Source organism: Pseudomonas auratipiscis, from assembly GCF_036324085.1.
Classification (GTDB): Bacteria; Pseudomonadota; Gammaproteobacteria; order Pseudomonadales; family Pseudomonadaceae; genus Aquipseudomonas; species Aquipseudomonas auratipiscis.
Genome location: NZ_JAZDCU010000003.1, coordinates 50,811 through 75,091 on the forward strand (window position 1 = coordinate 50,811; position 24,281 = coordinate 75,091).

The 24,281-nt window shown below is 60.2% G+C and carries 20 protein-coding genes and 1 pseudogene; 11 read left to right on the forward strand and 10 right to left on the reverse strand.

Going from position 1 to position 24,281, the window contains the following annotated elements:
- The first annotated feature begins 8 nt into the window (after positions 1-8).
- Complete coding sequence (locus V0R60_RS05075) at positions 9-338, forward strand: hypothetical protein (RefSeq protein ID WP_136475957.1); 330 nt, start codon at positions 9-11, stop codon at positions 336-338.
- A gap of 63 nt (positions 339-401) precedes the next feature.
- Here the strand turns inward: V0R60_RS05075 and V0R60_RS05080 are convergent, their stop codons facing one another.
- The 7 genes from V0R60_RS05080 to V0R60_RS05110 all read right to left on the reverse strand — a co-directional run bounded on the left by V0R60_RS05080 (position 402) and on the right by V0R60_RS05110 (position 8,438).
- Entirely contained in the window at positions 402-1,805 is a 1,404-nt protein-coding gene (locus V0R60_RS05080; RefSeq protein ID WP_136475956.1) for an amino acid permease, read from the reverse strand.
- A 202-nt stretch (positions 1,806-2,007) separates the two neighbouring features.
- On the reverse strand, positions 2,008-4,263 hold the full coding sequence (locus tag V0R60_RS05085; RefSeq protein ID WP_330079091.1) for an ATP-binding protein: 2,256 nt from the start codon (positions 4,261-4,263) through the stop codon (positions 2,008-2,010).
- Complete coding sequence (locus V0R60_RS05090) at positions 4,260-5,033, reverse strand: substrate-binding periplasmic protein (protein ID WP_330079090.1); 774 nt, start codon at positions 5,031-5,033, stop codon at positions 4,260-4,262. Before V0R60_RS05090 ends, V0R60_RS05085 begins: the two co-directional genes overlap by 4 nt.
- A gap of 5 nt (positions 5,034-5,038) precedes the next feature.
- Positions 5,039-5,755, reverse strand: a complete 717-nt coding sequence (locus tag V0R60_RS05095) for a response regulator (RefSeq protein WP_136475953.1) — start codon at positions 5,753-5,755, stop codon at positions 5,039-5,041.
- A gap of 71 nt (positions 5,756-5,826) precedes the next feature.
- The gene (locus V0R60_RS05100; RefSeq protein WP_136475952.1) at positions 5,827-6,471 is read right to left on the reverse strand and encodes a TetR family transcriptional regulator C-terminal domain-containing protein; all 645 of its coding nucleotides are present in this window, start codon (positions 6,469-6,471) and stop codon (positions 5,827-5,829) included.
- Between the two features lie 95 nt (positions 6,472-6,566).
- Complete coding sequence (locus tag V0R60_RS05105; protein WP_136475951.1) at positions 6,567-7,328, reverse strand: class II aldolase/adducin family protein; 762 nt, start codon at positions 7,326-7,328, stop codon at positions 6,567-6,569.
- Positions 7,329-7,400: 72 nt separating this feature from the next.
- Positions 7,401-8,438, reverse strand: a complete 1,038-nt coding sequence (locus V0R60_RS05110) for an ABC transporter substrate-binding protein (protein WP_330079089.1) — start codon at positions 8,436-8,438, stop codon at positions 7,401-7,403.
- 185 nt (positions 8,439-8,623) lie between these two features.
- On the opposite strand from V0R60_RS05110, the gene V0R60_RS05115 reads away from it, so the two are divergent.
- The 3 genes and pseudogenes from V0R60_RS05115 to V0R60_RS05125 all read left to right on the forward strand — a co-directional run bounded on the left by V0R60_RS05115 (position 8,624) and on the right by V0R60_RS05125 (position 12,012).
- Entirely contained in the window at positions 8,624-10,573 is a 1,950-nt protein-coding gene (locus tag V0R60_RS05115; protein ID WP_330079088.1) for an oxidoreductase, read from the forward strand.
- A 72-nt stretch (positions 10,574-10,645) separates the two neighbouring features.
- A pseudogene (locus V0R60_RS05120) lies at positions 10,646-11,235 on the forward strand (cupin domain-containing protein); the annotation flags it as partial.
- A 30-nt stretch (positions 11,236-11,265) separates the two neighbouring features.
- A complete protein-coding gene (locus tag V0R60_RS05125; RefSeq protein ID WP_330079087.1) occupies positions 11,266-12,012 on the forward strand; it encodes an enoyl-CoA hydratase in 747 nt (248 codons plus the stop codon).
- A gap of 39 nt (positions 12,013-12,051) precedes the next feature.
- Here the strand turns inward: V0R60_RS05125 and V0R60_RS05130 are convergent, their stop codons facing one another.
- From V0R60_RS05130 to V0R60_RS05140, 3 genes are read right to left on the reverse strand one after another with little or no spacing between them, the layout of a single operon-like run.
- Positions 12,052-13,395 (reverse strand): OprD family outer membrane porin, encoded by a 1,344-nt coding sequence (locus tag V0R60_RS05130; protein WP_330079086.1) that lies wholly within the window; start codon positions 13,393-13,395, stop codon positions 12,052-12,054.
- A 44-nt stretch (positions 13,396-13,439) separates the two neighbouring features.
- Entirely contained in the window at positions 13,440-14,858 is a 1,419-nt protein-coding gene (locus V0R60_RS05135) for an amidase (RefSeq protein ID WP_330079085.1), read from the reverse strand.
- Positions 14,859-14,890: 32 nt separating this feature from the next.
- Positions 14,891-16,198, reverse strand: coding sequence for an MFS transporter (locus V0R60_RS05140; RefSeq protein ID WP_330079084.1), 1,308 nt, complete (start codon positions 16,196-16,198; stop codon positions 14,891-14,893).
- Positions 16,199-16,365: 167 nt separating this feature from the next.
- Here V0R60_RS05140 and V0R60_RS05145 point away from each other — a divergent pair, with 167 nt between their 5' ends.
- From V0R60_RS05145 to V0R60_RS05175, 7 genes are all read left to right on the forward strand, one after another.
- Positions 16,366-17,295 carry an asparagine synthetase A gene (locus V0R60_RS05145; RefSeq protein ID WP_330079083.1) on the forward strand — a complete coding sequence of 310 codons (930 nt, stop codon included), beginning with the start codon at positions 16,366-16,368 and terminating at the stop codon, positions 17,293-17,295.
- Between the two features lie 70 nt (positions 17,296-17,365).
- Entirely contained in the window at positions 17,366-18,436 is a 1,071-nt protein-coding gene (locus V0R60_RS05150; protein ID WP_330079082.1) for an LLM class flavin-dependent oxidoreductase, read from the forward strand.
- Between the two features lie 116 nt (positions 18,437-18,552).
- Entirely contained in the window at positions 18,553-19,011 is a 459-nt protein-coding gene (locus tag V0R60_RS05155) for a cobalamin B12-binding domain-containing protein (protein WP_136475942.1), read from the forward strand.
- Positions 19,012-19,045: 34 nt separating this feature from the next.
- Positions 19,046-20,278, forward strand: a complete 1,233-nt coding sequence (locus tag V0R60_RS05160; RefSeq protein WP_136475941.1) for an ATP-grasp domain-containing protein — start codon at positions 19,046-19,048, stop codon at positions 20,276-20,278.
- The gene (locus V0R60_RS05165) at positions 20,275-21,771 is read left to right on the forward strand and encodes a hypothetical protein (protein WP_136475940.1); all 1,497 of its coding nucleotides are present in this window, start codon (positions 20,275-20,277) and stop codon (positions 21,769-21,771) included. Before V0R60_RS05160 ends, V0R60_RS05165 begins: the two co-directional genes overlap by 4 nt.
- Before the next feature lie 3 nt (positions 21,772-21,774).
- Positions 21,775-23,034: a methylaspartate mutase gene (locus V0R60_RS05170; RefSeq protein ID WP_136475939.1), complete on the forward strand. Its 1,260-nt coding sequence runs from the start codon at positions 21,775-21,777 to the stop codon at positions 23,032-23,034.
- Positions 23,015-24,268: an ATP-grasp domain-containing protein gene (locus V0R60_RS05175; RefSeq protein WP_330079081.1), complete on the forward strand. Its 1,254-nt coding sequence runs from the start codon at positions 23,015-23,017 to the stop codon at positions 24,266-24,268. Before V0R60_RS05170 ends, V0R60_RS05175 begins: the two co-directional genes overlap by 20 nt.
- The last annotated feature ends 13 nt before the right edge of the window (positions 24,269-24,281 follow it).

Sequence of the window (24,281 nt, forward strand, 5' to 3'; positions counted from 1 at the left end):
ATCCTGCGATGTTTCCAATCACTCCCGACCGTCGCTACCTCGTCATCCAGGGACAGTTGTGGCGATGCAGCAACCCCGGCTTGTCCCAGGAGCAGCGCCAACGACTCGTCGACAGCCTGATGAGCGCCCGCCGCCAGATCAGACAAGCCAAGGCAACCCATGACGCTCCCTTGCTCACCAACGCGCGCAAACAAGTGCAGGCCGCCAAGGTTGCCCTGGGAGAGCGAGGCCCCGTGTGGTGGACTGACGGCGCCCCCGACTACAACCGCTACAAGATCGAGAACACACCCTATGTGGACTGGTTCAACGGGCTGACAGAAGACCAGAAACAAGGATGACAGTTACCCAAGACAACGGCGACGGCGGAGCCCGTTTGATCGAACACCGCCGTCATACCGGCGTTATACCGAAGGCGCCAACACCACCTGCCGTTTGCGGTTAATGACGAAATACGCCGCGTAGCACACGGCGATGAAGCCAAAACCCCAGTACAGCGACGGCCGCTGTGTCTCATCCAGTGCCAGGAACACGAACAGCGAACTGCACAACGTGATGCACAGCAATGGTACCAGCGGGTACAGCGGCGCTCGGTACTTGAGGTCGCTCAGTTTGCCACCCTCAGCCAAAAAGGCACGGCGGAACCGGTATTGCGCCAGGGCAATGACAATCCAGGTCACGGTACCCGACATTCCGCTTACCGCCATCAACACCATGAACAGCGTGTCGGCCGCGATGAAGCTGGTCATCAGCGACACCAGGGCAAAGCACAGGGTAATGCTCAACGCCCGCAACGGCACACCTCGCTTACTCAGCGGCGACAAGCTCTTGGGCGCCATGCCCGTCTTGGACATCGCCCAGAGAATACGCGTCGAGGCATACAACCCGGAGTTGCCCACCGAGAGAATCGCCGTGAGGATCACGAAGTTCATCAAGTCAGCCGCGTAAGGGATGCCGACCATGTCGAACACCTGCACGAACGGGCTTTCCATCAGACCGGCCTGCTGCCACGGAACGATGGCCGAGAGCACCACAATGGCCAACACATAGAAGATCAACACGCGAAACACCACGTTGCGTACCGCACGTGGAATGCTTTTTTCCGGTTGGTCGGTTTCACCGGCCGCCACGCCCATGATCTCGCACCCCTGGAAGGCATAGACCACGGTCATCATCACGGCGAATACTGCCGATAAGCCGTTGGGGAACAGTGAATCACCAATCAGATTGTTCATCATCGGTGCCGGCTCACCACTGGTCAGCGGGATAGCACCGAAAATCACCAGTACACCGACGATGATGAAGCCCAGGATCGCCGCGACCTTGATGCCCGAGAACCAGTACTCCGCCTCACCAAAGGCGCGCGTGGCCAGGGCGTTGAGGCCGAACAGCACCACCACGAACAATGCCGACCAGTACCAGATCGGGACCTCGGGGAACCAGCGCACCATCAACATGCCAGCGGCGGTGAACTCCAGGCCGACCGTGGTCGCCCAGCTCATCCAGTAGACCCAGCCGATCATGAAGCCGGTGGCCGGACCGATGTATTTGGTGGCGTGGGCCTGGAATGAGCCAGATACCGGCATCTGCACCGATAATTCGCCGAGGCAGACCATCACCAGATACATGAGGAAACCTGCCACCAGGTAGGCCAGGATCGCCCCCACAGGCCCGCCCTGGTTAATGGTCACCCCCGAGCCCATGAACAGGCCGGTGCCAATCACACCGCCCAGCGACAGCATGAAAATGTGTCGGCTCTTAAGAGCCCGCGTCAGGTGTATGCCTTTACGATCGGTTGATTCGCTCATGTCGGCACCTCAGCAGTGGCGCAAAAGCGAAAGGGAAATACGGTGGCGCGGGGACGGATCAGCTATACGGCAGTTCATTATTATTATCTCCAATAAGCTTCGAAGACCGCGTGCAGCGGTTAGCGTCGATTATTGGAAAGCAATGTAAGGTGCGGTTGTACGTAAAGATCGAAGATGTAAAAAGTCGTAAGTTTTTTGTACATCAGCGTCGAAGCAACTGCTCCAACAACTGCAGGGCTCGCTGAATCTGCGCGAGTAGCGGTTCATGCAAACGCTCGAGCGCTATTATGTCACGTGCCATTGCCGCCTCTTCCAGGGCGCGCAACATCCGCGCCAGGCCACAGAACCCCAGCGAGTCGCTACTGCCCGCCAGGCGATGGGCCAAGTGCGCAACCTCGGTGCAGTCCTGCGCTGCCAGCGCCTCGGCCAGCACGCCTTGGTGCTGGGTTATCAAGCCCTGCAACACCGCCAGCAACCCTTGCAGTTTTTGTTCCCCGAGCAGTTCTCGGTGGGTCTGTAACAGCGACTGGTCGAGGTCCTGGTCCTCGACATCCGCTTCAGGCAGAGGCCCCTCGGCGGCCAGTGCCTGGCGCAGATTTTCCAGTTTCAGTGGTTTGCTCAGCACCCCTTGCATACCCGCCTCAAGGAACCCCTGCACCAACGCCGGTTGTACACTGGCAGTCAGCGCCAGTATACGTGAATGACGGTTCAGCCCCGGCGTTGCACGTAGCCGGCGACACAGTTCGACACCGCTGATACCGGGTAAATGCACATCGAGCAGGATCAGATCGAATCGCTGCTGACGGCACAATGCCATGCCCTGCTCCGCATCCGCTGCCAGCCAGACCCGATGGCCATCGCGCTTGAGCAATCCCTGAACCACATCTCGGTTCAACGCCACATCTTCGACGACCAGCACATCCAGGGCAGCAACTACAGGCGCCACTGGCAGTGCCAGCGCCTGTTGCTGTCCGGGGGCAAGGCTAAGTTCGAACCAAAAGCAACTGCCCTGCCCCTCTACGCTGTGCAAGCCGATCTTACCGCCCAGTTGCTCCACCAGGTGCTTGCTGATCGCCAGACCCAGGCCGGTACCGCCGTAGCGCCGCGCCACGGCTTCGCTGGCTTGGGTAAAGCGGTCGAAGATCTTCGCCTGCATGGCCTCGGCAATCCCGATACCGTTGTCGGTGACACTCACCCGCAGCTGTTGCTCGCCGTCTTGCTCGCCGAGCACCCTCACCTCAAGGTTGACCTGGCCTTGCTCGGTGAACTTGATCGCATTGGCCAGCAGGTTACTCAATACCTGACGCAGGAATTGCTCGGCGCCATGTTGGCGTGCCGCCAGCCTCGTATCGATGTCACATCCAAGCGTACTGGTGTTGGCAAGCGCCCTGGGTTCGAGCAAGGTCATGACCTCGTCGCACAGCTGACGCAGAGAGAAATCGACAGATTCAGGATGGCTTTCGCCTTCCTCCAGACGCGCGAAGTACAGCACTTCGTTGAGAATGGTGAGCAACCCTTCGCCGGCCTTGTACAAAGCATCCAGACGTTTGCTGTCCTGCCCCTCCAGCTCGGCACCACGCAACAGCTCGGCCATGCCCAGAATGCCATTGAGAGGGGTGCGCAGTTCGTGGCTCATGGTCGCCAGAAAGCGTGACTTGGCGAGGTTCGCGGCTTCTGCCTCGTTTTTGGCGCGCATGAGACTGGCAGTACGCCGCTCGACCATTTTCTGCAGTTCATCGCGCTTGTCCTGCAACGCCAGACGATCGACTTCGCGCCGTTCGATATCACTGAGAATGGCCCGACGCATGTCGTCCAGAGCATGCGCTACGGTGTCGATTTCATCGAAACGCGCCGAGCGCCGCTTGTCCAGGCGCAACGGCTCCTGCCAGCCACCGGCCCCGACGCGGCGGGCAAACTCGGCCATGACCTGCAGGTGACGGGTGACCAACCGATAGAACAGCCCCGACAAGGCCACCGCCAGGCCGCACAGAAACACACTCATCCATAACAGGCTGGTGAGTCCGGTGGCGAACAAGCGTCGATGCACAGCGCCCAGGTCGATGCTGACTTCAAGCTCACCCAGGTGACGCACAGGCCCCGAGGGCGGCTGGAAGTCGAGCGGGAATCGCTCAATACGCAGCGGTCCCGGCGGGTTGGCCTCGCCTTGGAGCAGGTTAAAATCGCTGCTTATCAGACGCACCCGGGCCACGTCGGAGAAGTCCACCAGGCCACGCAATTGCACACTGATCTGCTCCTGATTGAGGTCCCACAAGCTACGTTCCAGGCTGGCCAGGTAGCCGACGCGGATCAACGCCATGCGGGCATCAATGTCACGCATCTCACGGCGGTACTCAAAATACAATTGAACCGTACTGGCCACGACGGTAAAGCATAAACTGAACAAGAGGATAAACAGCAGGAGCCGACGCAACAGGCCATCAGGCTGCAGGCGGATCATCGCGCATCTGCCGGCAAGTTGGTCATGTCACGGTAGGTTACTTCGCTCTGATGCAGCCAGCGTTCGATCTCGCCCGCGTCGGTCATGCGCTGCAATTGCTCATCGATCTGTGCCATATGCTGACTCAAGGGTGAGTGACGCGAAACTGCAACGCGCAGGTAATCCACGCTCAGGGCGGCTGGCAGCGGCTGAATATTTTCGGCACCCGGCAGGTGTTCGATGAACAACTGCCCGGTGCGACGTTCCTGAATGACAAAGTCGATCCGCCCGCGAATCAATTTGCCGAAATTCTGTTGGCTCGACGACACCCATTCGATGTTCTGCTGCCTGGCAACGAACTGGTCGAACTGTGCGCCGTAGCTTTCACCGAACAACAAGCCCCCGCGGTAGCCCGCCAGGTCCTGCAGCCGTTCGAATTTCACCGGCCGCTGACGGTTGACGAACACCGCGACTTCTTCGCGCAGCACCGGCACCCTGGAAAAGCGCATGTTCTGATCACGCTGGTCACTGTTGTAGGCCAGCACCACGTCCACGCGGCCCTCGGCGGCGTCGAGTAGACAGCGCTTCCAATTGCCCAGCACGACCATCTCGACCTCGTAGCCCAGGCGCCCGAACAACTCGCGCACCACCGTTGGCGCCAGCCCACGCACATGCTTGCCGTCACTCCAGGAAATCGGTGGATACACTGGGTAGTCGCAATAGCGAATACGTTCGCCAGCCTGCAGCAACGGTGCCAGCAACAGGACTACCAGGCCCCACCAGCGCAGCATGCTGGTCAGGCCGCGACGCTGGCGGTGAACAGGTAGCCGGCGCCGTGAATGGTAATGATCAGGTGTGGCTCAGCCGGATCATCATGCAGCTTGCGCCGCAGGCGACCGACCAGCACGTCGATGGAGCGGTCGTTGGGCACCCATTCACGGTTGCGGATCTGGTCCATCAATTGGTCGCGGCTCAGGGTGTGGCCGCTGTTGCGCAGGAACACGCTGAGCAATTGGAATTCGCCATGGGTCAGCAGCGTTTCGCCACCCTGGGGGTCGATCAACCGGCGGCGGTCGGTGTCCAGTGCCCAATCGGCGAACTGTTTCAGCGCATGGCTGCTGGCAGCCAGCGGTTTCGAAGCCTGGGCATGGCGAACGCGGCGCACCAGGTTCTTGGCCCGTGATACCAGTTCACGGGGGTTCAGCGGCTTGATCACATAGTCATCGGCACCACATTCCAGGCCGACAATGCGGTCGATGTCGTCGTTGCGTCCGGTGATGAGGATGATGCCGACTTCCGAACGCACCCGCAGCTCGCGGGTCAAGGTCAGGCCATCTTTACCCGGCAGGCGGATATCGAGCATAACCAGGTCAACACTGTGGCTGGCGAGAAAACTGTCGGCTTGCTCGGCGGTGTCGGCGCAGTGAACGTCGTAGCCTTCCTGAGACAGGTAGGCGTGCAGCAAGTCGCGAATAAGCGGATCGTCGTCGACGATCAGTACCCGAGGCGTCATTGCGTGTTGTCTCTTTTATAGTCGTTGTTATTTAACTCGCGACAGCAGCGTACCCATTACTGAACAATCGATCAACAGCCCTCGGTCAGGGTAAAACGCTTACGCCCCCCCGCTTGCAGACCGTCGACCCATGCCTCGCAAATCTGCACACCTTGTTCGGGCGTGAAGGTGCCGGGATTGAGCCCGGACTCCAGCCATAGACCGTCGAGCAAGGCGCTCAGGCTGATAGCAGCCAGATCGGCATTGAAAGCCTGCCAGTTTTCCTGTCTGGCAAGGTCTGCCAGCAAGCGACCGAGCTCGTTGCGGTACTCACCGTAGGAGTGATCGTGCACCTGATTGATGGCCTCGGCGGTCTTCACCGCGCCCCAGAATGCCAACCATGCATCGAGCAGTTGCGGGTCGAGCAATTCGGCACAGAACGATGCGCGAAAGAACGCCGACAGGCGCTCGCGTGCGTTGGGTGCGGCTTGGGCCATTGCTTCGCGGATCAGCCCCATGACCCGGGCGGTAACGGCCATATAGGCTTCCGCTACCAATTCATCCTTACCCGAATAGTGGTGGCTGATCAGCCCCACCGACACGCCCGCCTCGGCCGAGATCTTGCGAATGGAGGCGCCCTGAAAACCATGGCGTTTCAAACATACCAAGGTTGCTTCGACCAGGTTGGCCTTGCGCAACTCCGGCACCATACGGCTGTAACGGGCTTCCTGGGACATCGGCGGGTCTCGTGGGGAATGGGGGTGATCGCGAGGCAGGCCCGCTCCGGCGCAAGCCCCTCGACACTGTTGAACAACTGTACAACAACTCTCACTCAGTCGCGATAGCCCGGTGCCACTCTATCGAGCAGCCTGAGCAACGCCGCCCACGCCAGTTGCATGCCATCCGGATCGCTCAACTCCCCTTGCTTCAGCACCCGGGCTGGCTCGTTGAACTGGCGCTCGGTATGGGCGCAGACCGCGTCCGACGGCAACACGATCTCTCCCGCAGCTTGCGCCGCGAGCTGGATCTCGCAGGCTTTTTCCAGATAGTACATACGCAGGAACGCCTGGCTGACGCTCTCCCCCACGGTCAGTAGGCCGTGGTTGCGCAGCATCAGTACCGATTTGTCGCCAAGGTCGTGTACCAGACGCTGCTGCTCGTCCATGTCCAGGGCTACACCCTCATAGTCGTGATACGCGACCCTGCCGTAGAACTCCATGGAAATCTGGTTGACCGGCAACAGCCCGCATTGGAGCGCCGCTACCGCGCAACCGGCCTTGGTGTGCGTATGCAACACGCACTGGGCATCTTCCCGGGCACCATGAATGGCGCTGTGGATGACGAAGCCTGCAGGATTTACCGGATAAGCCGAGGGCTCTACGGCATTGCCTTGCAGGTCGATCTTGACCAGGTTGGAGGCACTGATTTCATCGAACATCAAGCCATAGGGGTTGATCAGGAAGTGATGCTCGGGGCCGGGAATACGCACCGAGATATGGGTGAAGATCAAATCGGTCATGCGAAAGTGCGCGATCAGCCGGTAACAGGCCGCCAGTTCTTCGCGCAAGCGCAATTCAGTTTCAGTCGGATTCATTGTTGTTGTTCTCAGGCAAAGGGCTGGCCAGACAATAGGGCTGGACACCGGCTGGTGTCCAGCCATCGGCATTTACTTGCTGGCCCAGGCGTTGAAGCGTTCTTCCAGTTCGTCACCGTGGTCGACCCAGAACTCGACGTTCATCGCCAAGGCCCCCTCAAGGTTTTGCTTGGAGGTAGGTACCCAATTGGCCAGGATCGAATCCAGCTTCGCGGCTGCTACCGTATTGGTCGGCCCATAGGGAATTTCATTCACATAACGCACCTGGGTATCAGGCTGGTTGGCGAAGGCAATCAAGCGCTTGGCTTGATCGACATGCTTGGACCCCTTGATGATCGCCCAGTAGTCCATGCCATACAGGCTACCTGGCCAGACCAGCGCCATAGGGCTGCCCTGCTGCGCCGCGACCGCAACCCGACCGCTGTAGGTCGAGGTCATTACCACGTCACCGGCGCTGAGCCACTGCGCCGGCTGCGCACCGGCTTCCCACCACTGGATATAGGGCTTGAGCTCAGTGAGTTTGGCAAAGGCCCGATCGACACCTTGCTTGGTCGCCAGCACTTTGTAGACATCCTCGACCTTGACCCCGTCGGCCATCAGGGCAAATTCCAGGTTGTACACCGCACGCTTGCGCAGACCGCGCTTGCCGGGGGTTTTCTGGACATCCCAGAAGTCGGCCCATGAGGTGGGCGCCTGAGCCAGCTTATTGCGGTCGTAGGCAATCGCCACGCTCCACACCAGCACCGCCGAGCCACACTCCTGGGCGGCATCTGGAATCAGTTGTTCGGCATGCCCCATCTTTGCCCAGTCGAGATGTTCGTACATGCCTTCCTCGCAGCCGCGCATCAGGTCCGGACCCTCGATCTGCACCAGGTCCCAGTCGACGTTGCCAGTATCGACCATCACTTTGATCCGGGCCATTTCACCGTTGTACTCACTCTGAATCAGTTTACTGCCGTCCTGGGCACTGAATGGCTGGAAGATCGCCGCATCCTGAGCTTTCTGGCCGGCACCGCCGTAAGCGACCACGACCATGTCCGGCGCCGCCTGGACGTTGCCAAGACCAAGGGCAAGCAGCCAGGGTGAGAGTTTGAGCAGATTCGATGTCATCGGTGATTCCTCATGCTGGTACCGCGTGGGAGGCGGTCCTTTTTCTTGTTGTTGGTGAGGTACGCCCCAGGACTCGGGGTGAATCGAAAACTAGTCAATGGCTAGTAAAAAAACAAGTTGATTTTTTACTTACGGTACACTTTTATAGAAAAATAAAAACTACAAACCGCTGGAGCCTGTACCCCATGTCGACCTTCAAGCACCTGTTCGAACCGCTGCACATCCGTGGCAAACGCCTGAAGAACCGCATCATGTCCAGCGGGCACGACACCTCGATCCCCACCGACAACCTGGTCAATGAACGTCTGATTGCCTACCACAAGGCCCGCGCTGAAGGCGGTGTCGGCCTTATCGTGCTGCAAGTGGCCGGGGTGCACGACAGTGCGCGCTACACCTCCCACGTGCTGATGGCCACCGACGACGCCTGCATCGAGGGTTACCGGCGCCTGGCCGACACCTGCCATGCCCATGGCACCGTGGTGCTATCGCAGATTTTTCACCCCGGGCGGGAAATCATGGAATCCAGCGATGGCCTGCTGGCGGTGGCGTACTCAGCCTCGGCGGTGCCCAATGAACGCTTCCGGGTCATGCCGCGCGCCCTGGACCAGGCGATGATCGACGAAATCGTCCAAGGCTACGCCGATGCCGCCCGCCGCCTGCACCAGGCCGGGCTCGATGGCGTAGAAGTGGTCGCCAGCCACGGCTATCTGCCCGCGCAGTTCATCAACCCGCGGGTCAACCGGCGCACCGATGGCTACAACGGCGGGCTTGAGCAGCGCTTGCGCTTTGTCCGTGAAGTGATTGCTGCAGTGCGCGCCGCGACCGCGCCTGACTTTATCATCGGCCTGCGTATCAGCGCCGACGAGCGCGATGCCGAAGGCCTTAGTGAAGACGAATCCTTGTCCGCGGTGCAGGCGCTGCAAGCAGCGTTGGACTATGTGCATATCGTCGCGGGCACTTCGGCCTCGCTCGGCGGCGCCGTGCATATCGTCCCGCCGATGGCCATCGAAGCGGCATACCTGGCCCGGGAAGCTGGCACTTTCAAGGCCAGCCTGGCAATTCCGCTGTTCGTCACCGGGCGTATCAACCAGCCCCAGGAGGCTGAACTGATTCTTTCCCGTGGCCAGGCCGATGTCTGCGGCATGACCCGTGCACTCATCTGCGATCCGCAGATGCCGAACAAGACCGACAGTGGTCATGCCGAGGATGTTCGCGCCTGCATTGCCTGCAACCAGGCGTGTATCGGCCACTTTCACCGCGGCCTGCCGATCTCCTGCATTCAGCACCCGGAAACCGGGCGGGAACAGCAATTCGGCGAGCTGCAAGCAGCGCCGGTGCGCAAACGCGTAATGGTTGCCGGGGGCGGCCCGGCGGGTATGAAGGCCGCCGCGGTGGCCGCCGCGCGCGGGCATGAAGTCACCCTGTACGAAGCCCGTGCGCAATTGGGCGGCCAGGTGCAACTGGCGCAATTGCTGCCGCGACGCGCCGAATTCGGCGGCGCCAGCACCAATCTGCAACGGGAGATGCAACTGGCCGGCGTCGAAGTGGTACGCAACGCTCGCGTGGATCGTGCCCTGGTCGAACGTGAAAAACCGGATGTGGTAATCGTAGCTACCGGTGCCGAACCCTACTGGCCAGCCTTCGAACGCGGTGGGGAGCTGCAGGTGGTCGACGCCTGGCAGGTGCTGCGTGAAGAAGTCAGCCTTGGCCGCTCGGTGTTGGTGGTGGACTGGCGCTGCGATTGGATCGGCCCTGGCATTGCCGAACGCCTGGTACGTGCCGGGCATCGGGTGCAGTTGGCCGTCAACGGTACGCATTGCGGCGAAAGCCTGCCGCTGTACGTGCGCGACCAGATGGCCGGAGAGCTACATAAACTTGGCATCAACATTACCCCTTACGCCCGCCTTTACGGGTGCGATGACAACACCGTGTACCTGCAACACACCGCCAGCGGCGAGCCGATGATCGTCGAGGACATCGATACCCTGGTGCTGTGCCAGGGCCATCAGCCGGTCGATACCTTGGTCGATGAGCTTGCAGGCCTGGTAGAAGTGAAGCGCATCGGTGACTGCCTGGCCCCGCGCACCGCCGAAGAGGCCATCTACGAAGGATTGAAGGTCGCCTGGACGCTCTGAGCCTGTTTATACTCCGGGGCTTTGCAGCGTGCGGTTCGGAGCACCCCATGAGCAACAGCAGCAAGATGCCGCACGCCAGCGCCGTCCCCCATCAGGATGGCACTGGTGCCCCGCAGTTTCTCGGCACCCGCATTCGCGGCCTGCGTAAACGCCGGGGCATGACCCTGGCGGAGTTGGCCCGGCAGAGCGAGCTGACCGCTGGCTACATCAGCCAGCTAGAACGCAATTTGTCCTACCCTTCGATTCCGGCGCTGTTCAACATCGCCCGCAGCCTGGGCGTGACCATTCAGTGGTTTTTTGCCAGCGAGACCAGCACCGACCCGCAGGACAACGGCTATGTCGTGCGCAAGAACAGCCGCCTGAGTGTGCATTACGAAGATGGCATCGTTGATCAGTTGCTGACCCCGCAGCCCAACCGCGAGCTGGAGATGCTCCACTCACGCTTCCCGCCTGGCACCTACAGCCAACAAAGCTACAGCCACGATGGCGAAGAAGCCGGCTATCTGTTGTCCGGCAGCTTCGAGCTTTGGGTGGGCGAACGTTACTTCCAGCTCAACGAAGGCGACAGTTTCAGCTACTCCAGCCAGGAGCCGCACCGTTACGGCAACCCAGGTGAAGTCGATGCCGTAGTGATCTGGGTGATCACACCACCCACTTTCTGAATCCAACGACAAGAACAACAAAGGCTTGCCATGAACAACCTGATAATTCACGACCTGAACAACGGCTTGCTGACCCTGACCTTCAATCGGCCAGACAAGCTTAATGCCATGAACAGTGCCATGTATACCCAACTGGCCGACCTGCTATTGGCGGCCGATGGGGACGCACGGGTAGACGTCATCATCATCACCGGCGGTGCCCAGTGCTTCAGCGCCGGCAATGACCTCAAGGACTTTCTCGACAATCCACCCTGCGACATGGACAGCCCGGTGTTTCGCCTGATGCGCATTGTCATGGCGCTGGAAAAGCCGTTGATTGCTGCGGTTTCGGGCGCTGCCATTGGTATCGGCACTACCCTGCTACTGCATTGCGACCAGGTGCTGGTCAGCCGTACAGCCAAATTGCGCATGCCATTCGTTCCCCTGGGGTTATGCCCGGAATTCGGTTCCAGCCTGTTGCTGCCACGGCTGCTTGGCCATGCACGTGCTGCGCGGTTGTTGTTGTGTAACGAGTTACTCAATGGTGAACAGGCGCTGCAATGGGGGTTGGCCAACGAACTGCATGACGATGGCGAGCAGTGCCTGAACGCTGCTGTGCAATTGGCCCAACGCCTGCAAAGCCTGCCGCAAGAGGCATTGCGGATCAGCAAGCGCCTGCTCAAAGACACACACCGCCAAGAGCTGGACGCTTGCGTGCGCCGCGAAGGCCTGCTGTTCATCGAGCGTTTGCACACCCCGCAAGCCCAGGCTGCACTGCGCGCGCTGGTCAAGGACTGAACCTGCCGGATTAACTGTGAAAGCGGGCTTGCCCCGCGCTCAGAATATTTTCACCGGTACATTGATCACCAACCGTACCTCGTCATAACTGCCATCAACCTGCCCCCCCTCGGCACGGTGGTTATAGACGATGGTGCGAAACACCGAGCGTTCAAGCCACCCTGATTGCGCTACATACGCCAGCATCAAACCATTCTCGGCATGGCTGGCGTTATCCAACCCGCGCACGTTATAGCCGGTATTACGGCCCTTGCGATCGCCGCGGTAGTGACTGCCATCAATGCTCCAGCCCTTGGCATGCCAGAGGCTCATGCTCAGCCCCGGTACCCCGAGTGGTGCGAAGTCCAGGTCATAGCGCACCTGCCAGGACTTTTCGTTCGGTCCGTTGTAATCCGAGTACAGCGAATTGGCCATGTAGTTGCCCGTCGACTCCCAGACGTAGTCGAAGTACTCGTCACCGAAGATCTGTTGCCAAGCCAGGGTCAAGCTATGCGCCTGGTGGGCCACGCCAAGGGCCAGGCTGTAAGCGTCGTTGTCGATATAGCCCAGGTGCTGCGCCCCCTGATCCTCGGTGTGGTAGTAATTGAACGCGGTTTTCAGAGCCAGGGTTGCGCGATCACCGACCTGCTGGCCGACTCCGAGGTAGGTCTGCTGCCACATATCTTCGAAGCGCGAAGCGTACAAACTCATCTGCGCACCTTGGGCCAGTTTCAGTTGGCCGCCGAGATAACTGATGCGCTCGCCCGAGTACTGGCGGTTACCGAAGGTGGTCGTCAGGCGCTCACTGCCCGTACCGGTGCGCGGTATTGCGCGCTGGAAGCTGCCCGCCTGCAGTGACACACCTTCCACCTCCTGACTGTACAGCGCCACGCCTTGAAAGCTCGAAGGCAGGGCGCGGTTGTCCTTGTAACGCAGGATCGGGTTTTCGGTCATCACCCGGCCCACCTTGAGCTCTGTATCACGCAGGCGCACCTTCACATCGGCCACAGCCAATCGACTCCAGGTGGATAGCGCATCACCGGCGCTATCAACCAGCACCCGATCAGCGCCGTTGGCGACCTTGCCGTGCCCACGCTCAAGATTCGCCGCGCCAAACACGCTGGCGTCCAATCCAAAGCCGACGACACCCGCGGTATAGCCCGAGCGCCAGCCCAGCATGGCGCTCTGCACCCAGGTTTCACGTACCCGGGTGGGCTGCAACCGGCCGGGTTTCTGAATCCCCAGGTAAGTCGAGCGCTGGGTGTGCTGATAGGCGTAATAGTGGCGCAGATCAAGATCCAGTTGACTGTCGGCAAGCAAACCACCGGCCTCCACGCCATGTGCCAGGCTACTTTGCCATGCCCAACCGCTGGCCAGTCCCAGCAGCAATAAACGAACATCCATTTCAAACAAACCTGTAGAGAGGGCATCGCTTCCTGCGTTGCGGCTTACGACATTGGCGGTGCTGGCCAATTGATGATCGGCCCCCGCCAGTTTTCATAGGTCTTGGCTATTTGCAGCAACCAATGATCAGCAAAGCGTGGTCCAACCAGTTGCAGGCCGATAGGCATACCCAGGGCGGTGAATCCGCAATTGATCGACAGCGCCGGTTGCTCGCCCATGTTCCATGGCAGGGTAAAGGCGATGTGCTCGAACGGCTGCGCCGGATCATTGGTTGGCGATGCCCAATAAGCCGGGAAAGCGCTGACCTGATTGGTGGGCGACAACAGCAGGTCGAACTCGGCAAACAATGCAGCGGCGCGACGGCGAATTTCAAAGGTCTGGTTAAAACCTTCGACAGCCTGCTGCGCATTCAGGGTCTGCGCGCTTTCGGCCCATTCGCGAATGTACGGCAACATCCGCTCCATTCGTTGCGGCACCAGTGACTGCAACTGGCTCCATTGCCGCGCCCGCCAGAAATTGTCGACCCCTTGCAGCAACGCCCGGTTCATCACCGGTGCCACCTCTCGCACCTGCGCGCCATGGCGTTCAAAAAACCGCGCGGCCTCACGAACTGCGCCTAGCACTTGATCACAGGGTTCAAGACCGACACCGGGATCAAGCATCAGGCCGACTTTCAAGCCTTGCACCGATTGCGTCGCCAACGACCAGTCGCAGGCCTGGAACGGCAGGCTGGTGGCGTCTCGTGCATCGGGGCGGCTCAGATAGCGCATCATCAATGCGCAGTCGTCCAGGGTACGGGTCATCGGACCGGCGCAGCGGCCAGTATAGTAAGGGTCGATAGGAACGCGCCCCAAGGTGGGTTTGAAACCCACCAACCCGCACCAGGCGGCGGGCAGTCGTATTGAACCGCCGATGTCGGTACCGATGTGCAACGGGCCGTAACCGGCGGCTGCAGCGGCCGCAGCGCCAGCACTTGAACCTCCGGGATTGCAGCTCAGGTCCCACGGGTTGCGCGTCAACCCATGCAGACTCGACAGCCCAGATGACAACATACCGAAGTCAGGCACGGTGGTCTTGCCGAGAATGATCGCGCCCGCCTCGCGCATGCGTGCCGCCGGAGGTGCGTCAACACGTTCGGGCACTGGTTCGATGGCCGCGCAACCAAGGTTATTGCAATCGCCCTTCGTGTTGATCAGTTCCTTGATGGTAACCGGCAAACCATCGAGCATACCCAGAGGGCGCCCTTGGCTCCAGCGCCGAGTGGAGGCTGCTGCCTGCTCATGAACCTGCTGCGCATCGAAGGTGTACAACGCATGTAGGGAAGGCTCCCAGCGCTGGATATGGGCAATCAAATGCTCATGGTATTCCAGGGGGGACAACGCTTTGTTGGCGAACAGGGCAAGCAGTCTTACAGCAGGCACATCGTGCAGGTCGCTGACAGCATTCTCATGAAGGGTGTTCATGGCGTCTCCAGATCCTTTGGGCAGCCAGTGGGTCAACCCCGGGCAGCGAGTGCGGCGCGTCGTTGCGCCCGATGACCAAAGCCGTAGAAAAAGGCGGTGCAGATGCCAACACCGCCCATGGCCAGGCTGTAGCCAACACTGGCCCAGGCACTGATAGGCATGAGTGCGATCAGCATCAACGGCGTAGTGCTTGCCCAGAGCGCGTAGGCAATGTTGTAGGTCAGCGATATGCCCGATACCCGCACCCGCGGGGGAAACAAACCAACCATCAGCGATGGCACCACACCGACCACGCCGCAGCTCAAGCCGGCCAAGGCATAAGCCAGCGCGATCAGCTGGCTGTCGTTGATCAGGGCGCTGTACAACACAATCACGCCAATGGGCAGCGACACGCTGTAAAGCATCAGGGCGCGCCAGGCGCCAATGCGATCGGCAAGCAGCCCCGCCAGTACGCAGCCAATGTTGAGAAACACAATGCCCAGGCTACTGAGCGCGAAGGTTTGACTGGCGCTGATAGCGAAGCTCTTCTGCATTACCGTTGGCGTTACCACCACCAGCACGACCACAGCCGAGGTCAGCACACAGGTGAGCAACATGGCCGGCACAATCGCGTCGCGATGCTCACGCCATACCCTGCCCAGTGGCAATTGATCATCTACACCTCGACGCTGCTGCAGGGCAACGAAAACCGGTGTTTCACTCAACCAGCGTCGCAGCCAGACACCGATAACGCCGAACACGCCACCCACCAGGAAAGGAATCCGCCAGGCAAATTCGAGAATTTCTGCGGTGCTGTAGGCGCGGGCCAACCAGGTGGCCATCAAGGCCCCTAGCAGGTAGCCAAAGGTCAACCCGGCCTGCAGCACCCCAAGGGCATAGCCCCGATGCGCCGGTGGCGCATGTTCGGCGACAAATACCCAGGCGCTGGGCACCTCGCCGCCCACGGCAGCCCCCTGCAGAACCCGGAGCAAAAGCAGCAGCAACGGCGCCAGGTAACCAATCTGGGCGTAAGTCGGCATTATCCCGATCAGCAGGCATGGCAACGCCATCATCAGGATGCTCAAGGTGAACACTCGCTTGCGTCCCAGGCGGTCGGCGAAATGCGCCATGAGGATGCCGCCCAAGGGGCGCGCCAAATACCCAGTAACGAAGATTCCGAAGCTCTGCAACAACCGCAGCCACTCTGGCATCTGCGGTGGAAAGAACAGCTCACTCAATGTCAGTGCAAAGAACACGAAGATGATGAAATCGTAGATTTCCAAGGCGCCACCCAACGCAGCCAGACCCAGCGTCTTGTAGTCGGAGCGGGAAAATCGGCGCAAGTCATCAGCGGCAGTCATGGCGGTTCTCGGTACAAGCCTTGGAAGCAGGTAATGCTCTGCGCAATCACTTCGGGGGGCAATACAGAGCGTCCGCTGGGTTGCTTTTTAGGGAAAATCTGTACATTGAGTTTTTGTTGCTTTCACCAATAATCGGGTGCTCCCACCTGCCGACTATTGAGCGCAACATGGAAGAAGTTCAGCGTAAATTCGACGATTTTTCGCACCCTGACGTAGAGGCGATCGCGGTGATTCGAGGTCGTATGCTGCAGGCGCTGCAGCAGTATCTGCTCGATCGCGACTTTAAACAGTTGCTGCCGATTCTGATGTCTCCGATCACAGATCCGCTGAACCATGCGGTCTATCCAGCCGAAATCCAGTATCAGGATCGTCGCCTGAAACTGACGGCCAGCATGATATTTCACAAACAGCTGGCATTGACCGCCAAGGGCCATGAGCGAATTTTTATCGTCGCGCCTAACATTCGCCTGGAGAAGCCGGAGATAAAGGACTCGGTCAACCATCTGTTGGAGTTTTCGCAGTTCGACTTCGAAATACGCAATGGCAACATGCAGCAGGCGATGGCCCTGATCGAAGGGCTGGTCAAGCACACACTGGCCGAGATTCGCGAGCACTGTGGGGAACAATTGACACAGTTAGGGCGCCAACTGCCGCACTTTGAAACGGCCTTTGCGGTGTACAGCTCCGATGAGTTGCGCGCCGAACACGGTGATGACTTCGAGAAAATTATGTCGGCCAAGGCCAACACGCCTTTCTTCGTCACTAACTACAAGCGCGAATTCTACGACCGGGAAACCCCGGGCAAACGTGGTCATTACAACAACTACGACCTGATCTATCCGGACAGCTACGGCGAAGCCTTGTCGGGTGCCGAGCGCGAATTCGAGTACGAGCAGATCCTCTATCGCATGAAAGAACTGTCGATGGATCTCGCACCCTTCGCCAATTACCTGGAGTTCGCAAAGCGCGGGCTGCTTTACCCAAGTGCCGGTGGTGGCCTGGGTATCGAGCGTCTGCTGAAGTTCATCTGTGGCAAACGCCATATACGCGATGTCGCCCTGTTCGATCGCACGGTCGCCAGCAACTTCCTGTTCTAATTCTCTCTTCCCTCTCTCTTACCTCATCGGCCTTGCATGGCAGATGATGGGTATCGCCTGGAGAAAGCCCATGCCCGATCTGAAAATTCACTGGTGCTCCCCCCTCGACAGCGGCCAGCAGAAGGCCAGCGACAAATACAACACCGGCGCACTGGACTTCGCTGGCATCGTTGATTTTGCCCAGGAAGCTGACGAACTGGGGATCGACTCATTGTTGATGGGTATCAGCTACCACATGCCTGACCCACTACCGATGATCGGCGCGCTGGTGCGCGAGACCAGCCGCGTCAATTTCATCCTTGCCTACCGTCCCGGTCTGCTGCCGCCGACGCTGTTCACCCAGATCGTCAACACCGTATCGTGGATGTCGGACAAGCGCATCGCGCTGAACCTGGTGGCCGGAATTTCCCCTGATGAGCAAGCCTTCTATGGCGATTTTGTCGCCCACGACGGTCGCTACGAGCGTACCCGCGAGTTTCTCGACATTCTTCATCGGTTCTGGAAAGGCGAAAGCCCACTCAGCCACCAGGGTGCCCACTACCGCATCGAGCAGGCGCAACTGGGGTTGCCCTTCAAAGACAACGAACGCCCGCGCATCTACATCAGTGGTGCTTCAGACATCGCTCAGCAGATTGCCGTCTCGCACAGTGATTGCTGGCTGCGCTATGGCGACACCCCGGAAGGCATCGCCGCCGCCAGCGGCAACGTGCTTGAGGCGGGTTGCGCGGTGGGTATTCGTATGCACATCCTCGCCCGGGAAACCCGCGAAGAGGCGCTGGCTGCCGTCGAACAGATGATGCAGAACCCCGACGACCAACACCGCGAATGGGTTCGCCAGTTTGTCGCCCGCTGCGACTCAGAGGCGGTCAAAACCTCTTTCCGCCTTGCCGAAGGCGCTGAACATGACTGGCTTTCGCCGATGCTCTGGTCAGGCGCCGTGGCCTACCGTGGGGGGCCGGCACTGTGTGTGGTAGGCAGCTACGAGGAGGTTGCCCAATACCTGATCGAGTACAAGAAAGTCGGGGTCAGCGAGTTCATTTTCTCCGGCTGGCCGACCCGCGACGAAATGCGAGGTTTTTGCCGTCATGTATTGCCGCGCCTGCGAGCCCTGGAGGCGCAACTGGAACAACAGCATGCATGACCGCAGTTGGCTTCGGTGTATTGACCGTTGAACGTGCCCGGCACGTTGTTGCAATCGACGATCCGCCGCGTTCGCGCGGCACTGGATATTTCCCCTTGCGCCATGGAGGCATATGCATGAACGGAGAACACACCTGTCTACTGGCTACCGTCGAATCCGACGCCCATATGTGGAACCTGGTCTACCTGCAGTTATGGCTGAGCGAGCACGGCGTGTCGGTGAAGAACCTGGGGAGCTGCACGCCGGTGGAAGACATTCTGCAGGTACTGGCTCAAGGGCGCACGCAGTTGCTGGTGATCAGTAGCGTCAACGGCCATGGCCATTACCAGGGTTTGGCGCTGATCGAAGAGATCCGTCGGCGCTACCCCAACCTGCCCTGCGTTATCGGCGGCAAACTCACGACTTCACAGGACCAGACACGAGCGGTTCGCCAGCAACTGCTCACGGCCGGCTTCGACCAGGTGTTCATCGAGGCCGATGCGATTGCAGCCTTCGAATGCTACCTGGACACCTTCAAAAAGCGCGCGAGGCCGCCCTTCGTGCTCGGGACAGACACTGCGCTAAGTTGGACCTGAGGCCAGCCACACTCCCTTTCAAAGGATTACCTTCATGCATATCGTCATCGTCAACCGCTGGCCTCGCTTCGTCGACAGTGAACGCTGGGACAACGAGCTGACCCAATACGAACATTTCTTCGATCATCACCTGCACCGCATCAGCTACGTGGTCGACGGCCCTGGCGCCGAAGGGGTGCTCACGCCTCGAGAGGACATTGCGCACCTGGTGCAAGTCCAGGACGTCAATCAGTACGAACAACTGCTGGCAGCGGTGAGCGAGATTGTGGCCAAGGTCGGCCCAGTGGATCTGCTGATTGCCCTTTCCGAGTTCACTCTGGAGATCGCTGCCCGGGTTCGTCAGACCTTGAATATTCCTGGCCACGGCCCTGCGCAGGTTGCGGTCTACCGCGACAAGGCGCGCATGAAGGAAATCCTTCAAGACCATGGCCTGGCGGTGCCGACGTTCACCCGCTGCCAGTCACTGGAACAAACCCTGGCGTTCGCGGCAGAAATTGGCTACCCGGTGATCGTCAAACCCGTGGACGGCGCCGCAAGCATTGGTGTCGGCAAGGCAACCGACGAGCCATCGCTCATAGCGCTGCTCAGTGGTGTCGAGCTGCAACGCTATGAAGTCGAAGCCTTCATCCAGGGCCAGGTCTATCACATCGACGGCTTCACCGACGAACAGGGTTGTGTGCCGTTCCAGGTGGTGTCGCGCTACATCAACAGTTGCCTGGACTTTGCCAGCAACCAGCCACTGGGCTCGGTGATCGTCCAGGACTCGCCTTTGCGCACACGGATCGAATCGTTCAGCCAACGCTGCCTTCAGGCCCTGGACCTGCACAGCAGCGCCTTTCATCTGGAGATCTTCGTCAATGACGATGGCGAACTGGTGTTCCTTGAAGTCGGCGGCCGGGTGGGCGGCAGTGAGGTGCCGCACCTGATCAACGAGATTTTCGGTGTGAACCTTTATGAACACTGGCTCAAACGCCTGATCGGCCTGCCACCCCAGGTGGTCGCGAATGCACAGGACCCCAGCGGCGGCTGGTTGATCATTCCAAAACCTGCGCAGTTGCCATGCCGGGTGATCAACGCGCAAGGACCTGAAGTGCCCAGCCTGTGGCGCTCACTGCTACCCGCGCCTGGCGAGGTACTGGAGGCCGGCGGTGGCTACGACGCACTGCACAGCGGGCGTTTTATCTTCACCGGCGCCAACGAAACGGATATCGAGCGCGACATCCAGCACGTCATCACACACTTTCAATTCCAGGCTGAACCGTTATGAACATCGCTCTGAGCCCGAGCACACTCGATGTGCCAATGCTGGAAACACTCAACGGCTACCTGAGTCCGGTCGATCGGGCCGCAGTAGTCACCCTCGGCGAGCGCCTGATCGCCGCTGCCGGCAGCGTTGCTGCCCTGCCCGCCTACAAGCTGATGGTTGCCTACGGCGGCGGCAAAGACAGCTCTTATACAGTGTCTCTGATTCGCGCGGTGCAACTGCACCTGAATGTATTGCACGGCCAGACCTTCCACCTGCGCATCGCCAACATGCGTCACGCCGGGGTACCCGACGCGGTCATGGCCAACATCGACCGGGTCTACCAGGCCTTGGGCCTGTATAACGACGCCAGAGTGGAAATGCTGGTTGTCGACCATCAGCAGATCCGTCCGTTTGCGCGTCACCTGCCATTTCCCGATGCGGTACGCGACATCAACCGCTTCGATGTGTTGATGAACGGCCACCGCACGGCGGGGGATGGACGCCCGACCTTTTGCAACAGCTGCAACCTGGCGGTGGCTGACTTCTATGGCCGTGCCGCCTGGTGGCAAGGTGGGGTCAACGCCGTGGTCACCGGCGACTCGCGCAAAGAACAGAAACATTACTTCACCTGGATCATGCGCCTGGCCGAGCGTTTGGGGTTGGACGTGGCTGCCTGTCGGCGCGAAGGCTTTCGCGGGTTGCTACAGGCGCTCGACGGCGTCGCCCAGCACTATTTCGACGAACTGTTCGGCGAGGGCTTCGACCAGCAGCGTGCCGAACGTCGCGTCGCCAGTGGTAGCGCCAGCGCCGATCCGGCGTTCATCAGCATCTATGATCTGGTCAGCTATCGGGTTGATGATCATTGGGAACTTATCACCGAGTTTCTCGACTTCCGCTTTGAGGAACTGGCCTTCAGCTTCACCGAATCGGACTGTGCCAACCCCATGCTCATGGCGCACCTGCGTGGGCTCAAGGCGCAGTATGTCCACGGCCGAGAGTACCACCAGGGCATCGACGAATACCTGGATCTGGCCCAGGCGTTGATGCGCAAGAAGGAAATGCCCGAACGCCTGCTGCAACTGGCGCTCGCCCCCTATGCCACACCTCAGGGCAAGGACGCCCGCCGGGCATTGGCTAACCGATTCGCCAGTGACGCCTTTGGCCTGAATGAAAGCCAGCTGGTGTGTATGCAGTTCGCGCCCTTCGTCGACCGTGGTCGTACCCTCTCGCAGTTCCTCACCTTGTGCCACCCGCACCGTCTGGGTGACCTGCAGGCGCTGCATGAAGTACTCGCTGCAAGCCGCCAACAAAATGACTTGGCTGTGTGGCTGAGCGAAGTCAGTGGCCTGCCTTTGAGCGCTCTGCACAGTCTCTATAACCATGGACTGATCGATTTTGACAGCGACTGTAGCCTGATCGCTCGGGTGCGCGCCGGTGACCCGCACAAGGGACGAATCGCCCGTATCGATCCGGTTACCGGTGTAGAAGTGGTCGAATTGGTTTCGGGGCGCTGATTCATGCACCAGCCAACTGGCGGTTACTTCCAGACCTTCATCGAACAGGCCAGCGCTGAAGGCCAACTTGTCGTACAGCCGCGCATGGGCTTCGCTGAGATTGAGCAGATGCGTGCCGGCCTCAGCGCGGTAGCCGAGCTCTCATGCCCGACCCTGGGCACGATCACCCTGGACAGCTACACCCGCGTCGGTGATTACCACAGCGCTGCGCAGTGTTTGAACAGCGGCAGCGCCTTGAATGGTTTTCCGATTGTCAGCCATTCGTTGCCTGCCGTGCAGGCGCTTCTGCGCGGGCTGTATGGCCCACGCTTCCCGATCCAGGTTCGCCACGGTACGGCGCAACCACAAACTATCTTCAAGCGCATGGCAGCACTGGGGCTTGACGCAACCGAAGGCGGGCCGGTGTCCTATTGCATGCCCTACAGCCGCCTGCCGCTGGTTCAAGCGGTGGCGGCCTGGGCCGAGAGCTGCCAACTGCTGGCCGATGCCAGCGCGCATGGACATATCGAGAGCTTCGGTGGCTGTTTGCTCGGGCAACTGTGCCCGCCTTCCCTGCTCATCGCCATGAGCTTGCTTGAGGCCTTGTTCTTCCGCCAACACGGCATTCGCAGCGTGTCACTCAGTTACGCTCAGGGCACGAGCATGGCGCAAGACCTGGGCGCCCTGCAGGCACTGCGTGAACTGGCGGATGACTACCTGGACGGCATTCACTGGCACGTGGTGGTGTATTCGTACATGGGCGTGTTCCCGACTTCCGACCATGGTGCCCGACGCCTGATCTGTGACAGCGCGCGCCTGGCCAGCATGGCTGGCTGCGAACGCTTGATCGTCAAGACCGTCGCCGAATCCAGGCAAATCCCGTCGGTGCAGGACAACCTCGACGCCTTGAGCATGGCGTCCGGCGTGGCTGCAGAACCACCTCTGGCGCACGACCCGGCCAGTGCAGGTTATTACCAGGAAGTCTTGTTTGAAGCCCGGCAACTGGTGGAGCAAGTACGCAACTTGCACAACGACCTCGGTGTTGCCCTGGTCCTGGCTTTCACCAGGGGCCTGCTGGACATTCCCTACTGCCTGCACCCCGACAACCTCGGACGCGCCACCACGCGCATCGATGCCGCCGGCGCACTGCGCTGGGCCAATGTCGGCAATTTGCCGCTGCCGCGCAGCAGCGGCTTGTCCGTGACCGGGCCAGGCATCCGTTCCGACGAATTGTTTGCAATGCTGCACTACACGGTAAATCGTTATGACCAACCCTTGCATTGACTCCGACCTGGCGCCTTTGGTGTTGGTCGACGCGTACTCGACCGGTGCCATGTTGGCGCGCATCCTGGCCGCGCAGCGCCCGCTGTTGCACGTCACCTCGCGCAGCGATATGCCCGACGCCTTCGCGGCAAGCTGCCCGCAGGAATGCTTCCAGGCCCACTACAGTATCCAGGCGCTCGGTATTGAAGCACTGGTCGAGCAATTGGCTGCCCAGCAACCGGCGGCAGTGCTCACCGGCAGTGAGTTTGGCGTCGAACTGGCAGACTATCTGGCGGCAAGACTGGGGTTGCCCGGCAACGACCCCGAACACTCTGCAGCCCGTCGAGACAAATCACTGATGGCCGAACAGGTTGCCCGTGTCGGCCTGCCGGTAGCAGAGCAGCTACGCACCGATAGCCCCGCACAAGCCGCCGCGTGGTTCCTGGCGCGAGCAAGCAAGCCGGTGGTGGTCAAGCCACTGGACAGCGCGGGCTCCGACAACGTGTTCATCTGCCACGACATGACGCAGCTGCAACACGCAGTCGCCTGCATTCTTGGCACCACCAACCTGATGATGTGCGCCAACCAGGCGTTGTTGCTGCAGGAGTACCTGGAAGGTGACGAGTACATCATCAACACTGTCAGCCATGAGGGTAGGCACTGGATTACAGATGCCTGGAAAAGCACCAAGACCCTGAGTGCCGACGGGCGCAAGATCTACGACCGCGAACACTTGCTGCCCGCTGATGCCGAACAACTGGATGGGTTGATCGATTACGTCGAAGGCGTGCTCGACGCCCTGGCCATTGCTCATGGACCCGCCCATACCGAGGTCATCCTCACCGCCAATGGGCCGCGCCTGCTGGAAACCGGCGCACGTGTTTCCGGCCTGGCCAACCCCGACGCCCTGCAAGCGGCCACCGGTAATGATCAAGTCAGCCTGACATGCCGCAAGTACTTGACACCCCATGCACTTGCGGCCGTGCCCCGCCGATATCGCCTGCTCAACCATTGCTGCACGTTGAACCTGATCACTCGGCGCTCCGCGCCGTTCGACCTGGCCTGCGTACAGGAGCAACTGAGCACCCTGGCCAGTTTCCACAGCGCACGTTTTCGTTTCGCCGATGGCCGTCAGACAACCCCGACCATCGACCTTAACAGTTCGCCGGGCGCGGTGTTCCTGCTGCACCCGAGCGCCGACTGCATTCACCAGGACCATCACGCCTGGCGTACATGGGAGCAAGACTGGCTGTAACGCCCGGATGTCC

Bases quoted from the DNA above. Each gene is read 5' to 3' on its own strand.
- V0R60_RS05170 (WP_136475939.1), top strand. From the start codon at position 21,775: ATGCACCAGCCAACTGGCGGTTACTTCCAGACCTTCATCGAACAGGCC.
- V0R60_RS05085 (WP_330079091.1), bottom strand. From the start codon at position 4,263: ATGATCCGCCTGCAGCCTGATGGCCTGTTGCGTCGGCTCCTGCTGTTT.
- V0R60_RS05140 (WP_330079084.1), bottom strand. From the start codon at position 16,198: ATGACTGCCGCTGATGACTTGCGCCGATTTTCCCGCTCCGACTACAAG.
- V0R60_RS05160 (WP_136475941.1), top strand. From the start codon at position 19,046: ATGCATATCGTCATCGTCAACCGCTGGCCTCGCTTCGTCGACAGTGAA.
- V0R60_RS05135 (WP_330079085.1), bottom strand. From the start codon at position 14,858: ATGAACACCCTTCATGAGAATGCTGTCAGCGACCTGCACGATGTGCCT.
- V0R60_RS05095 (WP_136475953.1), bottom strand. From the start codon at position 5,755: ATGACGCCTCGGGTACTGATCGTCGACGACGATCCGCTTATTCGCGAC.
- V0R60_RS05175 (WP_330079081.1), top strand. From the start codon at position 23,015: ATGACCAACCCTTGCATTGACTCCGACCTGGCGCCTTTGGTGTTGGTC.
- V0R60_RS05165 (WP_136475940.1), top strand. From the start codon at position 20,275: ATGAACATCGCTCTGAGCCCGAGCACACTCGATGTGCCAATGCTGGAA.
- V0R60_RS05130 (WP_330079086.1), bottom strand. From the start codon at position 13,395: ATGGATGTTCGTTTATTGCTGCTGGGACTGGCCAGCGGTTGGGCATGG.
- V0R60_RS05075 (WP_136475957.1), top strand. From the start codon at position 9: ATGTTTCCAATCACTCCCGACCGTCGCTACCTCGTCATCCAGGGACAG.
- V0R60_RS05125 (WP_330079087.1), top strand. From the start codon at position 11,266: ATGAACAACCTGATAATTCACGACCTGAACAACGGCTTGCTGACCCTG.
- V0R60_RS05155 (WP_136475942.1), top strand. From the start codon at position 18,553: ATGAACGGAGAACACACCTGTCTACTGGCTACCGTCGAATCCGACGCC.
- V0R60_RS05080 (WP_136475956.1), bottom strand. From the start codon at position 1,805: ATGAGCGAATCAACCGATCGTAAAGGCATACACCTGACGCGGGCTCTT.
- V0R60_RS05100 (WP_136475952.1), bottom strand. From the start codon at position 6,471: ATGTCCCAGGAAGCCCGTTACAGCCGTATGGTGCCGGAGTTGCGCAAG.
- V0R60_RS05150 (WP_330079082.1), top strand. From the start codon at position 17,366: ATGCCCGATCTGAAAATTCACTGGTGCTCCCCCCTCGACAGCGGCCAG.
- V0R60_RS05090 (WP_330079090.1), bottom strand. From the start codon at position 5,033: ATGCTGCGCTGGTGGGGCCTGGTAGTCCTGTTGCTGGCACCGTTGCTG.
- V0R60_RS05145 (WP_330079083.1), top strand. From the start codon at position 16,366: ATGGAAGAAGTTCAGCGTAAATTCGACGATTTTTCGCACCCTGACGTA.
- V0R60_RS05105 (WP_136475951.1), bottom strand. From the start codon at position 7,328: ATGAATCCGACTGAAACTGAATTGCGCTTGCGCGAAGAACTGGCGGCC.
- V0R60_RS05115 (WP_330079088.1), top strand. From the start codon at position 8,624: ATGTCGACCTTCAAGCACCTGTTCGAACCGCTGCACATCCGTGGCAAA.
- V0R60_RS05110 (WP_330079089.1), bottom strand. From the start codon at position 8,438: ATGACATCGAATCTGCTCAAACTCTCACCCTGGCTGCTTGCCCTTGGT.